Raw genomic sequence first — 12,816 nt, 5'->3', positions numbered from 1 at the left:
CGCACCACCTGAGGAGAGTCCCTTGTTCACCAACAGGTTCGTCGCGGTCGCGCTCACCGCAGGCCTCGGGGTGGTCGCCGCGACCAGCCCGGGCCGCACACCGGACCGCTCACCGGTCACCCGGGCCCTGGACGACCTGATCAAGGCCGACGGGGTGCCCGGCGCGCAGGCCGTGATCACCGAACGGGGCCGCAGCCACGAGATCACCCGCGGCGTGGGCGACCTGCGCACCGGCGGTCCCTTCCCGCACCAAGCCCAGATCCGCATCGGCAGCAACACCAAGGCTTTCGTCGCAACGGTCATGCTCCAACTGGTAGCCGAGGGCAGAATTGTGCTGGACGCCCCCGCCGAGCACTACCTCCCCGGCGTCCTCCACGCGGTGACGATCCGGCAGCTGCTCCAGCACACGAGCGGGTTGGTGGACTACCTGGATCTGTTGGATCTCTACGACAACCGTTGGAGCGCAACAACTCCACGCCAACAAGTGGACGCCGCGATGACCCTGCGGCCGCATTTCGCGCCAGGTACCGACTGGGCGTACTCGAACACGAACTACGCACTGGCCGGGATGGTCATCGAGCAGGTCACGGGCCGCTCGGTTGGCGATGAGATCACGCGCAGGCTGATCGTGCCGCTTGGCCTTGGCGCGACGTACTTCCCTCGGCCGTCCGAGACGGGGATCCGCGGTCGGCATCCCCGCGGGTATCAGGAGGTTGACGGTGTGCTGGTCGACTACACCGACCAGAACACGACGATGGCTGGGGCAGCCGGGGCGATGGTGAGCACCGGCGCGGATCTGAACCGGTTCTACATAGCGCTGCTGGGCGGGCGGGTGTTGCCTGATACCCAACTCACGGAGATGAAGCGGACAGTGCCTGCCGCGGCGTTGCCGAATGCCGAGTACGGGTTGGGGTTGATGCGGATCATGTTGTCTTGCGGGAAGGAGATCTGGGGGCATGGCGGGTCGTTGCCGGGGTTCCGGACCCGCGGGGGTGTCACGGCGGAGGGGGTGGCGGTGAACGTGACGGTCAACGAGATGGTGGAGGTTGATCACACGATGGCGGCCGTGGAGGCGGCCGTGTGCTCGCGGTGACGCTCGGGTGTCAGGCGCGGTCGTGGAGCGTGATGTGGTAGCCGTCGGGGTCGGCGAGGGTGAAGGTCCGTCCGAAAGGGCCGTCGATCGGCGCGGAGACGATGGAGTGGCCGTCGGCGACTAGAGCATCGTGGATGGCCTGGACGTCCGTGGCGTGCAGCCAGATCGCGGCACCGATGCCGGGCCGGGCGGCGGACGCGAGATCGGTGCCGGGAACGATGTCGCGGAGCGCGAACGCGATCGGTTTCGTCTCGAAGACGACGGCGTGCGGAGGTCCTGCCGGGGAGCGGACAAGACCGAGGTACCGCTCGTAGAACGCCTGCGAAGCGCCGAGGTCGCGCGCTTGGAGTGAGATGAAGTCCGGTCCGGTGACGGGCATGGCGAGGTCCTTTCCACTGTGTCAGTCTTCTGACACGGCTCACTGTATGTCAGGATACTGACATGACGCAACGCGGAGCTGGTGTCGACCTGGACACGTCACTGGGCTACCTGCTGAAAGAGGCGTCCAGCGCCCTGCGTGCCGCCATGGACGAGGTCCTGCGGCCACTCGGGATGAGCGTGACGCACTACTCCTGCCTCGAGCTGCTGGCCCAACGCCCGGGCTTGTCGAACTCCGAACTCGCTCGAGGCGCTTTCGTGACCCGGCAGACGATGAACGTTCTGCTCCAGGCGCTGGAGCGGGAGGGACAGGTGAGCAGGCCCGCGGAGGCGTCGGTCGGGAAGGTCTTACCCGCGCGGCTCACGCCCCTCGGCAGGCGAAAGCTGGAGAAGGCTACGGCGGCGGTTCGTGCAGTTGAGGTCAGGATGCTGGCGGGGATGAGTGAGGCTGAGCGGGCGGATGCGTTTCGGATCTTGCGAAGCATGATCCGTTCCCTGCACGACGATTGAGTGCGGCGGCTTGCCTCCACCTTCGGCTCCGGGGTCGGCCTCGTTGCCTGGCGGCGACCTCGGCGACCCGGGATCGGACGCCTCGTTGCCTGGCGGCAACCTCGGCCACCGGATCGGACGGCCTCGTCGCCTAGCGGCGACCTCGGCGCCCGATCCGCGACTTTTCGAGCTTTGCTCGATGCGGTGGACCTGTTTTGTGCGGGGCCCCTACGACACCCGTGGCAGGACCGCACAGCAGGGGCCGAAAAGCATGGCCCTGTCCGCTACCGACGCTACGGCTGCCGTCCCCCCACACAAAACAGGTCCACCCATCGAGCACCTGGCACCAGCGAGTCCGACTGTCCAGGCGCTGGGAAGGTGGGCTGGGGCGGACCTGACGGCAGCCGGGATGGCACCGCAGGGTCCGAGTGTCCAGGGGCTGGGCTGGCAAGGTCGACGAGGGCGGGCTGGGGTGGCACCGGATCTTCCTAGCGTCCAGTGGTCGGCTAGGTGGGTTGGGCGGACCTGACGGGCGCTGAGTTGGCACCGCTGGGTCCGAGGATCCAGGGGCCAGGTTTGGGTGGACTGGCGGGTGGTTGTCCACAACGTATTCTGTTGTCCACAGGCCTCGATGGCTGCCCCGGTTCTGTCGGGCTTCCTCGTTAGGCTGTATATCGGGGGCTCTTGCGGCAGATGATCTTGCGGGGCGAGCAGAACCCAGCGACTTCCGGTGCGTCCAGGGGTCGGCTGGGGCGGACCTGACGGAAGTCCAGCTGGCACCGCTGGGTTCGAGTGTCCAATGGTCGGCCAAGTGGGCTGGGGTGGATTCGGCGGCAGCTGGGGTGGTACCGCCGGGTTCGGGTGTCCGGTGGCTGGCCGGGTGGGGTGGTCTTGGCGGGTGCTGGGTGGCGCCTTGGCTTCTGAGTGTCCCGGGGGCTGGGTGGGCTGGCGGTTGTCCACAACGTGCTCTGGTGTCCACAGCCCTCGATCGCTGGCCCGGTTTTGTCGGGCTTCCTCGTTAGGCTGTGTATCGGGGGCTCTTGTGGCAGATGATCTTGTGTTGGGCGGGTTGGAGCCAGCGAGTTCCGGGTGTCCAGGTGCTGGGTAGGTGCGCTGGGGCGGATCTGACGGCAGCCGGGCTGGCACCGCTGGGTCCGGGTGTCCAGGGGCTGGCCGGGTTGGGGCGGTCCTGGCGGGGGTTGGGGTGGCGCCGGCGGCTTCTGAGTGTCCAGGGTCCGGGTTTGGGTGGGTCAGCTCGCTGGGTTGGGTGGCGCTGGCAGGTTTGTGGGTCCTGGGGTTGGGTTCGCGGGTGGTTGTCCACAACGTGGTTTGTTGTCCACAGGCCGCAATTGCTGGCCCGGTTCTGTCGGACCCTCTCGTTAGGCTGTATGTCGGGGGCTCTTGTGGCAGATGATCTTGCGTGGGGTGGGTAGGAGCCAGCTAGTTCCGGGTGTCCAGGGGCCGACTCAGGTGGGGGCGGGGTGGTGCCGGAGTTTTCTGCAGTCGGGTGACCGGGGTGGGTTCAGCGGGTGGTGAAGCACACTAGGGTGTTGCCGTCGTTGGCGAGGAGGGTCCAGTAGGGGCGTGTGTCTCTGGCGTTCAGCATGCAGTGTCTGGGGTTGGCGCCAGCCGGGGCTTTGTAGGCGCCCGAGATGATGAGTACTTGGTTGTAGGGGTTGGGTGCAGTGGTCGCTCGGCAGTCCACGGCGGTGGATGAGCCGATGGCCTTGACGGTGTCGCCGACCTGTTCGGCCAGGACGCAGTAGTTCTTTGTCCATACCCGGTTGAGGCACAGGGTTGTGGTGTTGCCGGTGATCCTTGAGTAGTACGACCACACGTCCTGTCCGACGCCGTTGGGGCAGGACGTGGCGCCGGTTTGTGTGACCAGGAAGACTCCTGCCCGGTCGCTTTCGCAGGAGATGGCGGCGGGGAGGGTGGACACGCTCCATTCGCGGCCGTCTCGGTATAGGGGCAAGCAGGTTCCGGCGGGGATCGCCTGTAGTTCCTCTTCTGTTGTGTCGGTGGGCTTCGGTGGTGTCGTAGTAGGCACCGCGGCCGGTGCGCCGAGGTCGATCTCGGGTACTGGTAGCTCCACTGCCGCGCCGCCGTCTACTTCGGCGGAGGGGTGTGATGCGGAGCGGTGGGGTGTTGATGAGTCGTGGTGGTCGGTATGCCCGCGGCGGGCGCAGCTCACCAGGAGTAGGGGGAGTAGCAGCCACAGCAGTCGGGTCCTCATCTTTCTCCCCTTTGGTCGCGGTTGAGCAAGGCGCGGGTCTTGGCGAGGAAGGTCTCCGCCATGCGCACGTGGTCGGCGAACGCGGCGGGTTCAGACGAGCCCAGCTTGCGGTAGATGGTGAGCGCCCGGGTCGCGTCACTCTCGGCTTGTGCCAAGTCCGTGGTCAACAGGATTCGCACCGCGGTGTGGCCCAGCAACGCTCCGGCCAACTCGAGCGGGGAGATCTCCTCGCTCACGGCGACCGCGCGTTGTGCGTGTTCCAACGCGGGCTCGCGGTGCCCGGTCAACGCCAGCCGCGTGGCGTGGGTGGTGAAGGCTCTCACCACCCGGTGGAGCTCGCCGGAACGGTTGATGCCCACCAATTCCTCGGCGAGCTCGACGTTTCGTTGAGATACCGGGATAGCCTCGTGCACGCGCCCCAGCAGTGTCAGATCGCTTGCGTGGCGGTCGGCTGCGGCCAACAGGAGGGGCAGGTAGGCGTCGTGGTTCGCCTCGACCAAAGACTCGGCCAGGTCGAAGGCGCGCCGTGACAGGGCCAGCGCCTCTTCTCGGCGTCCGAGTTCGCCGAGTCGCTCACCGTGGATCCCGAGCGCGATGATGAGCTCGGGCAGGTGGGTGGCGCGATCAGCGTCGACCAGCTCCGTGAGGTGGTCCACCGCGAGTCCTGAGTAGACCAGTGCTTCCGCCAAACGCCGCAGTTCCGCCAGCCTGCGCGCATGGCTGAGCACGGACACGGCCAGCCCGGGGAGATGGGCAGCACGGTCTTGCCTGACGAGCTCCTCGCGAAGGTGGACAGCGCGGAGCGAGAACCGCGCTGCTTCTTCATGCTGTGAGAGAGTGGCGAGGCGAGCCGCGTGGTTGCTCATCACCCGGACAGCCTCGGGTAGCCAGGTGTTGTCGGTGGCCGCCAGCTCGCCGTAGTAGTCGACAGAGCGACGGGAGGTCGTGGCAGCCTCCTGGTTCCGCCCTGCTTGAGCCAGCCGGATCGCGTGATTTCCCAGTTGTATTGCGATGATCGGAAGATGAGTCGCACGATCCGCCGCGAGCAGTTCCTCGACTAGCGGCGCAGCCAGCAGCGACTGTTCGAGGGCTTCATGGTGTCGTCCGGCGGCGGCGAGTCTGCTGCTGTAGTAGCCGTGCAGGGACACGCGTACCGCCGGGTCCTGCGCTTGGTCGAGCAAGAGCGGTGCGAGGACGTCCGTGATCGCGGCCGCTCCCACGTCGAGGTCTATGTGGTGGTCCAGCGGCAACTCCTTGTCAACCTGCTGGAGGACTTCGAAAGGCAGGTCCGGAATCGAGGCCAACGCGACGAGTGCGGCATTGCCTGCCTCGACCGCGAGGTGCGGGTCGTGGCGCAGCAACGGGTACAGCGTCTTCTCACCGATGTGCGGCCATCGTTCCGCCGCTGCGGCGAGGAAAGTCATGGCTCGGCTCACGATGGTCGTGCGCAGGCCGGTGGATTCGCGCAGGAGAGAGGCAGGGACGTCGAGCGTCCACGGGTCGGGGTCGTAGGCGCTGATGTCGTGCCCGGGGGTCAGCAAGGCGAGGAAGTCCTCGGCTAGTCGGTCGGGGTAGAGGGGTTCCAGCACCAACGAACGGTCGGTCGGCGGATAGCAGAAACGGTGGTCCAATAGGAGTTCCTGCGGGTGGCCAGGCAAGTCGAGTTCCCGCACCGCCGAGGCCCCGGTCTTGTGGCTGACCGCGCCGGTCAGCACGGCCGTGAAGACGGCTTTGGCCATGACCGCGGGTCGGGTGGTGTAGTCCTGACCCTGGCCCCCGGCGTCGAACAACCGTTGCCACGCCTGGTATTCGCGGTCGAGCAGATAGGCGGACAGCTCGTGCGGCGTGGTCGGCGCTCGCGTGCCCCTGTGCTGGGCGTCGACAGCGACGAGGGCGGCCATCTGCACGGTCAGGGCCAGTCCGAAGTCGGGGTGGGTCAACGGAACCGTTGCGGGCACCGTGTCGAGGTCGTACAGGTCCGGCGCGCTGAACCGGTCGAGCGCGGCCGCGAACATCGCCTGGCGCTCGTCCCGCAGCGGTGGCAGCAGCAGGTCGCCGGCCCAGGTCCGCTGCTCCGCCAGGGCCGCTCGCATGGCGGCGAACCACCGCACCGTGCGCCCGATCAGCAGGATCCGGGTGGGTCCGGCCCGGTTGAGCGCGGGCTCGGCCAGCAGTGCGGCCAGTTCGTCGTGCGCCCAGCGGTCCGCGTAGTCGACGATCAGCATCGCGCCCGCGCCGACCGGTTCGTCCTTTTCGGACACTCGCCGCACCGCGCCACCGTCCAACCGCGCCTGCGAGACCCGCCACCGCTCTGCGTTGGGCAATCGCGGATCACGCGACCGTTCGGCGAACTCGGCTGCGAGCCGGGACTTCCCCTGCCCGCCTGGCGCGTGCAACAACAGGACGGAGCGGTTGGCGTCCCGGGCATCGCGCCAGTCCGCCAGCTGGGCCAATTCCGTTTGCCTGCCGAGGAAACCCACGACCTGGGCTCGGGCGTCCAGCAAGCGGCTCGGTTGCGCCATCAGCCATGCGTTCCCGGGACTGCTGGGACGCGGGAACTCCTCGAGCCCGTACCCGCGCCGCCCGTAGTGGTTGTGCACGGTGGCGGTCGAGTACGGCCCGGCGGCACCCGCGGCGCCGGGCTCGATGTATTGCCGATAGCTGTCTTCAACCACAGTGACCCCCGGTCAGGAGCCCGGCGCGTGGTTGTGGTTGACGACCACGCTCGCCCCTGGTCCCTGCGCGCCCCCACCGCCGCCCGAGATGTGCTGGTGGTACGTGGTGGCGGTGGTCTCGTTGCCGGAGGCGTTCAGGTTTTGCCGCGGCCCAGTGGTGTCAGCCTGCCGGTGGTCGTCAGGTGAGGGATGTCCGGGCAGGTGGTGGTCGGGCAGAGTGATCCACGCTGTCTCGCGGACCTCCTTCACCGCGATCTCCGCCGCGCGGAAGTCGGCGGTGTCGAGCACCGCGGAGTGCCGCACGACCTCGTCGAACACCGTGCCGGACACGATCATGGCGAGCACCCCGGGTGAACCGGCGAGCGCCTCCTTCAGCGGCGGCGCGTCGAGCAGCCGGAACGCCGTGGTCAGCGACGTCGAGGTCATCCCGTGCCGATCGGTGGCGACCTCACCCGCGTGCACCGCCAGCCGCAGTCGGAAGCGCGCCGCCTCGTGGCTGGTGTTGTTGTGGCGGCGCACCCCGCGCACCAACGCCTCGGGCACCAACTCCACGAGCGGCGCTTTCGGGAACTCAGGCGGCACCAACACGACAACGCCGTCCCCGCGATCTTCGTGGTAGCACGACTCCCACGGGATCCCGGCGAACCGCAGCGCCTCGGCCACCACCGCGTACAACCCTTCCCTGGCCCCGATCTGGTGCGGCAGCGTCCGAGACGGTGAGCCGAATCCCGCTATGTCAACGACAACCATCGTGCGGTGCACCGCGTGCCCGCTCAGTTCCACCATGGCGACCTCCCCGACCGGCCCCGGCACGCCGGGTCTTCCCGTTGTACCGGTACGCGGTCGCGGGATGTGCGCGATCCGGCACCGAAGTCGCCCGTTCGGCTGCACCCCGCCACCCGTCCGGTCCTCGCGTGTCCAGCTTTCGTCATGCAAGTCCGGGTCGCCCCGGTGCGGTGCGGTCAATAGGATGTGTCCTTGTGCGAATCGACAGCGCGGCCGTCCTCCACGAGGTCCTGACCTGGCGAATGGTCGGGACCCGGTGGCGCGCCGTGGCCGCTGCGCTCGACGAGCTCGCGGCCGCGGTGGCCGACGACGACGTCGAGGAGGTCCGGAGGGTGCTGCATGAGCTGGACATGGCGGCCCCGACGCGGGTCCTGCGGATCGAGGACGCGCTGGCGGTCGGTGTTCCGGAGGCCGTCCGGGAACGGGTCAACCAGTTGGTCCACACCCTCGACGCCGAGCGACCGACCCCCGAGCGCGAGGAACCACCCGCCCCGCGGTGAGGCTCTGGTCGTCCACCTGTACGCGACCGACCGGGCGTGGTTGCTCGATGTCTGGCGGGCGTGCGGTGCGGAACTCGCCATGACCGACGCGGTTCCCGGTGTCGCGATCGAGCCGGACTGGGCCGCCGACGGGGTGCTCGCCGCCAGGACCCGCCCCGGTTCCGGGATCCACCAAGCGGTGCTGCGCCGCGAGCACGACGTGTTCTGCCTGTCGGTCGTGGTGGAACCCGATCCCGCGGACGGCTTGCTCTGGGCCGACCTCGACGCTCAGTGGTCCGCCGTGATGGCGCCACCGACACCGGGGGTGCTGGGCGTGGCGCGGCTGTTCCTCGCGTGCCTGCCCGAACCCGGTGCGCCGCCGTCGGGTGTCCCCGCCGATCCCAGCGCCCCGGCCACCTGGCCAGACCGGGGAATCACCGTGCCGCAAGGGTTTGCGGTGTGGGAGGCGTCCGCTCCCGACGAGTCCCGCGCGCAGCGGCGGCTGGTGGTGCTCGCGGGGGAGGAGCAGGACGCGGAGTTGAGCTCCTGGGCCTGGATCGGCGCGGGCCTGGCGCTGCCGCCGCTGGCCAAGTACCTGCTGCACGCGGCGAAGCTGCGCTACCAGGTGCGGGTGTGGCAGGCCGCGCCGGACTCGCGGGACCTGCGCGCCGAGGCCGACTCGACCATCCGCACCCTGCTGGCCGCGGTGCGGCCGGGACGCGACCCCGCCCACGGCGAACTCCTCGACGCCGCGCGGCGATTGACCTCTTTGCAGGCACGCGAACTCGGCTTGATCGACCGGTCCACCCGCCTGCGCGAGATGGGCCGGACGGTGGACATCGCGACCGCCAATCTCGCCGCCTTCGCCGGTGACCCCCACCTCGGCGGCCTGTTCGAGGACGACCGCGGCCTCGCCGAGTGGTTCGCGGGCCAACTCGACGACGACGCGACCTACCTCGAAGCGGCCCTGCAGCGGTGCGCGCACGTGAGCGCGTTGGTGGACCAGATCCTGCAGCGCGCCAGGCAACGGCGGCAGGAGAGCGTGAACCTGGCGCTGACCGGGGTCGTGGGCGCGATCCTGATGAGCCTCGCCGCGATCCAGTCACTGCAGTACACGGTGCCGTTGTCCGCGCACGCCAAACCGGCCGTCATCGCCGTGCTGGGCTCCCTGGCCTTGCTGGCTTCCCTGGTGGTCTTGCGGGTCGTCGTGCCAGACCGGCGGTGGTCACTCGTGCCGGTGCACCTCGGCTGCGGGGTCGTCGCCGCGATGGCGGCGTGGATCGTGTTTCCCGAGTGGACGGTGTTGTTCAGCGGCGCTGCCTTCGTCGCGGGCACCGCGGTGGCGGCCGTACTCGGCCGCCGGGCCTATCGTCCGAAGTAGACGAACCCGGCCCAGTGGAACGGCTGGGAGTACCGCTCGGTCCCGCGCATCCACCGCTGCGCCAACCGCAGGGCCTCCGCCGGTGGCTCACCCGCCCGCCAGTGCTCGTAGAACCGCTCCACCAACACCGCGGTGCTCAGGTCGCTGACCGGCCACAGCGCGCCGATCACGCCCGTCGCGCCCGCTGACAGCAGCATCGCGGGGAACCCGACGGCCTCCTGCGCGAGGTCCATACCGGGGAACGCCGAGTCGCACGCGGACAGCACGGCCAACCGCAGGTGCGCCAGCCGTCTGCGGGTGAGGTCCCGCACGGCCAGGCGGGAGCCCCCGGCCAGGACCAGCGAACTGTTCATCGGATCGGCTTGCAGCGAGCCGTGGCAGGACAGGTGCAGCACGTCGTGCTCGGGCAGCAGTCGGAAGACCTCGTCGGGGGTCGCCTCGGCTCCCAGCAGCAACCGCGACCCCGCCGTCGCGGCCGCCACCCGCAGTTCCCGCTCCGACCACGGCAACCCGGCACCCACCGGGTCCCCGACGGCGAGCACGGTCCTCGGCGCGGACTCGTCCGGCTCCTCGGCCAGCACCCGGGCGGTCGGGGCGTAGGTGATCAAGCAGGTGTCCGACCAGTACCGCCGTTCGCCGTCCACGGCGGTCCACGCGGCGTGCCACGGCGCGAACGTGAGGATCCCCACCGGGATCAGGGTCAAGGAGTCCACTCCGGACAGGTGCGCGACGAGCTCGGACACCACCTCGTCCCACAGCCAGCCGGTCACCCGGTCCAGTTCCTCGACGTACTCGCGCACGTTGGCGTCGCGGTTGCTCTCGGCGTTCATGTACGGCTGCAGCCGCTCGTGGAAAGCGCTTTCGGTGAGCGCGGACAGCTCAATGACCTGGACGCGGTCCGCGGTCACGATGAACGCGAACCCGCCGACGTCGACGGTGATCAGGTAGACGATCGGGCGCGGCGACGCCTTCGCGAACACCTCGTCACCTCCCGGCCGTTCCAGGAACCCCGCCAGGCCGGGGAGTCGCCGCACCTCGTCGCGCAGCGCCGCCAGTTCGCCCCGCAGTGCGTGCATCGCCGTGGCCGCGGCCGGTCCGACCTCCGGCGATCCGGCCAGGGTGGCCTGCAGCTGCGCCGACCTCTCCTGGCAGGCGAGCCAGGCCCGGTGCGACTCCGGATCGACCTCGGCCAGCAACGCCAGATCGGCGGCGTCCCAGTCCATCACGTCGGTCAACCACAGGCACCGCGCCTGCTCCAGCACCGTGACGGCCGCGCCACCGTCCCCGGCCTTCCCGCAGGCGTATGCCATGTACCAGGCGTAGTTGCGGATCTGCTCGGCCACGTTGCGGCGGCCCTCGGCGGTGTGCTGGTCCCGGTACCACTGGTCCATCAGCGGCAACGCGTACCCGTGCGCCTCCGCCGACTCGGCCCACGCCCCGCGCTTGCGGGCCCACCGCGCCCACGCCTCGGCGCAGCGCCAGCCCGCCTCGGTGGCCCCGGCCGCCGCGGCGGTCGCGCAGAGGTCTCGGTACAGGGTGATCGCCCGGTCGCGGTCGGCGGCCGACCCGGACCGGTCGTACCTGGCGGCGAGCGCGGCAGCACGGTTCTGGTCGCGCACGATGCCGAACCACCCCGGCGCCACCGTGTCCCCGCCGGTCTCGTCGTAGAGCGTGACCGAGCGGTCGAGGTCGTCGGGGTCGCCGCTCTCGCGGTGCCGTTGCAGCAGGCAGGTCGCCAGGCTCACCACGTGTCCCGCCCGGACCGGGCTGCTCTTGGGCTCCACCGCCAAGAGGTCCTCCAGCAACCGGATCGCCTCATCGATGTCCGCGGCGTCGCGGTGCAGGCTGTGCCGTTGCGCCAGCGACAGCGCGAGGTTGTTGCTCGCCCGGTACTGGATGGAGGGCCCGCCTGCGCCGGACTCGACCAGCTCGCGCAGCACGGTGACCGACTCCTGCAGCGCCGCCTCGTCGTCGGCGGTGTCGTGCAGCTGGCGCAGGGTGTTGCCCAGCGACATCACCCGCACCGGCCACGACGGGTGCGACCCCGCGGTGACCGCGACGCTGCGCCGGTGCAGGTCGGCCGACCCGCGCAAGAACGCCAGCACGCCGGTGAACAGGTAGCTCTCCAGCAGCGCCAGCCCGAGGTTGTGCTGGACCCGGGGCAGCTCGTCGGGGTACCGCTCGGCGGCGACCTCGACCGCGGCGGTGAGCCGGTCGCGCGACTCGGCCAGGTCGTCGGGGTCGCCGGTGAGCCGGAAGCGGTCCTTGAGCGAGGTGCCCAGGCCCCCGGTCGCCGCCAGCCACTCGGGGGACGCTGGTTCGCTCAGCTCGACCAGCTCCCGGCAGGTGGCGGCCTTGCGGTCCAGGTCGGCGGGCTCGCCCCAGTCGGAGTACCGGTCGTCCAGGCAGGTCGCCAGGTTGAGCATGGCCCGCGCCCGGGACAGGTCGTCGGTGTACCCGGCTGCCGCCTGCTCGAAGCAGCCGATCGCGCGGTCGATGTCCGCCCGGTGTTCCGCGCGTTGGTAGCGGCGGCGGTGGGCGATGCCGATGCCGATGCGGACGTCGGCGAGCGAGTCCGGGTCCAGGACCGAGACCATGTCCGGCTCGACGAGCGCGTGCAGCCGCAGGAGCGCGTCGAGCCGGTCGCCGCCGCCCGCCAGCGCTCGCGGCCACACCAGGTCGATGAACTCGACGGCGTCGGGCGGGAACCCCAGGTGCGGGAAGGCGACCTCGAAGTCCACCTCGGCGGCCGCGGCGGCGGGCCCGACTTCGGCGCACCGCAGGAGCAGCGCGCGGATGTCGCGCAACCGGCCGCCGACGGTGTCGTTGTTGATCGGCAGCATCCCGTCGATCACCGCCAGGGTCGCCGCCAACCCCGGGCCCTGGTGCAGCTCGGTGTGCACCAGCAGGAACCGGGTGAGCTCCACCCGCCCCCGGTCGTCGATCAGCCGCAGCACCACGGCGGTCCGCGCGTCCGGCGCCGCGGGGACCACGACCGTCGTCGCCCGGTCGAGCCGGGCGCCCGCGTGCGCCAAACCGCGGGCCGCCGCGGGCTGGGTCCGCTCCGCCCGCGCGGTCAGCCGCCGGACCGCGCCGCGCACCTGGGGGGTGACCAACCAGGTGCTGGTCTCCAGGTAGCTGTGCAGCCGCGCCCAGGTCGGCGCGGCGACCACCGTGTCGAGCTCGGCGAGCAGGTGCTCGACGAGTTCGTCGTCGGTGTACCCGATCCGCTCGTCGCCCGTGCTCGCCATCGCCAGAGCATCCCACCGCGTGACCGCCGGTGGTGCTGCGCCGACCCG

At 70.1% G+C, this 12,816-nt stretch carries 9 protein-coding genes; 4 read left to right on the top strand and 5 right to left on the bottom strand.

The window, feature by feature from the left end:
• The first annotated feature begins 22 nt into the window (after positions 1–22).
• A complete protein-coding gene (locus LV75_RS09175) occupies positions 23–1,093 on the top strand; it encodes a serine hydrolase domain-containing protein (RefSeq protein WP_253886374.1) in 1,071 nt (356 codons plus the stop codon).
• 10 nt (positions 1,094–1,103) lie between these two features.
• On the opposite strand, the gene LV75_RS09170 is transcribed toward LV75_RS09175, so the two are convergent.
• On the bottom strand, positions 1,104–1,472 hold the full coding sequence (locus LV75_RS09170) for a VOC family protein (RefSeq protein ID WP_253886373.1): 369 nt from the start codon (positions 1,470–1,472) through the stop codon (positions 1,104–1,106).
• Positions 1,473–1,534: 62 nt separating this feature from the next.
• On the opposite strand from LV75_RS09170, the gene LV75_RS09165 reads away from it, so the two are divergent.
• Positions 1,535–1,981: a MarR family winged helix-turn-helix transcriptional regulator gene (locus LV75_RS09165; RefSeq protein ID WP_253886372.1), complete on the top strand. Its 447-nt coding sequence runs from the start codon at positions 1,535–1,537 to the stop codon at positions 1,979–1,981.
• Between the two features lie 1,501 nt (positions 1,982–3,482).
• Here LV75_RS09165 and LV75_RS09160 read toward each other — a convergent pair.
• The 3 genes from LV75_RS09160 to LV75_RS09150 are packed head-to-tail and all read right to left on the bottom strand — an operon-like array spanning position 3,483 to position 7,657.
• Positions 3,483–4,196, bottom strand: a complete 714-nt coding sequence (locus tag LV75_RS09160; protein WP_253886371.1) for a hypothetical protein — start codon at positions 4,194–4,196, stop codon at positions 3,483–3,485.
• Complete coding sequence (locus tag LV75_RS09155; protein ID WP_253886370.1) at positions 4,193–6,871, bottom strand: ATP-binding protein; 2,679 nt, start codon at positions 6,869–6,871, stop codon at positions 4,193–4,195. Before LV75_RS09155 ends, LV75_RS09160 begins: the two co-directional genes overlap by 4 nt.
• A 12-nt stretch (positions 6,872–6,883) precedes the next feature.
• Positions 6,884–7,657, bottom strand: a complete 774-nt coding sequence (locus LV75_RS09150; RefSeq protein WP_253886369.1) for a hypothetical protein — start codon at positions 7,655–7,657, stop codon at positions 6,884–6,886.
• Positions 7,658–7,851: 194 nt separating this feature from the next.
• Between LV75_RS09150 and LV75_RS35430 the strand changes: the two genes are divergently transcribed.
• Positions 7,852–8,157, top strand: coding sequence for a CATRA system-associated protein (locus LV75_RS35430; RefSeq protein WP_253886368.1), 306 nt, complete (start codon positions 7,852–7,854; stop codon positions 8,155–8,157).
• Positions 8,057–9,517, top strand: a complete 1,461-nt coding sequence (locus LV75_RS09140) for a CATRA conflict system CASPASE/TPR repeat-associated protein (RefSeq protein WP_253886367.1) — start codon at positions 8,057–8,059, stop codon at positions 9,515–9,517. The genes LV75_RS35430 and LV75_RS09140 overlap by 101 nt, the downstream gene beginning before the upstream one ends.
• Here the strand turns inward: LV75_RS09140 and LV75_RS09135 are convergent.
• A complete protein-coding gene (locus LV75_RS09135) occupies positions 9,502–12,768 on the bottom strand; it encodes a CHAT domain-containing protein (RefSeq protein WP_253886366.1) in 3,267 nt (1,088 codons plus the stop codon). The two genes, LV75_RS09140 and LV75_RS09135, sit on opposite strands and share 16 nt — an antisense overlap.
• Positions 12,769–12,816 lie beyond the last annotated feature (48 nt).

Origin of the sequence: Actinokineospora diospyrosa, assembly GCF_024171925.1 — a bacterium.
In the GTDB taxonomy this organism is placed as follows: Bacteria; Actinomycetota; Actinomycetes; order Mycobacteriales; family Pseudonocardiaceae; genus Actinokineospora; species Actinokineospora diospyrosa.
This window is presented reverse-complemented; position numbering and strand designations above follow the sequence as displayed.

What these genes read in the sequence shown, in the direction of transcription:
- LV75_RS09170 (WP_253886373.1), bottom strand. Translation starts at nt 1,472, where the DNA reads ATGCCCGTCACCGGACCGGACTTCATCTCACTCCAAGCGCGCGACCTC.
- LV75_RS09165 (WP_253886372.1), top strand. Translation starts at nt 1,535, where the DNA reads ATGACGCAACGCGGAGCTGGTGTCGACCTGGACACGTCACTGGGCTAC.
- LV75_RS09160 (WP_253886371.1), bottom strand. Translation starts at nt 4,196, where the DNA reads ATGAGGACCCGACTGCTGTGGCTGCTACTCCCCCTACTCCTGGTGAGC.
- LV75_RS09150 (WP_253886369.1), bottom strand. Translation starts at nt 7,657, where the DNA reads ATGGTGGAACTGAGCGGGCACGCGGTGCACCGCACGATGGTTGTCGTT.
- LV75_RS09135 (WP_253886366.1), bottom strand. Translation starts at nt 12,768, where the DNA reads ATGGCGAGCACGGGCGACGAGCGGATCGGGTACACCGACGACGAACTC.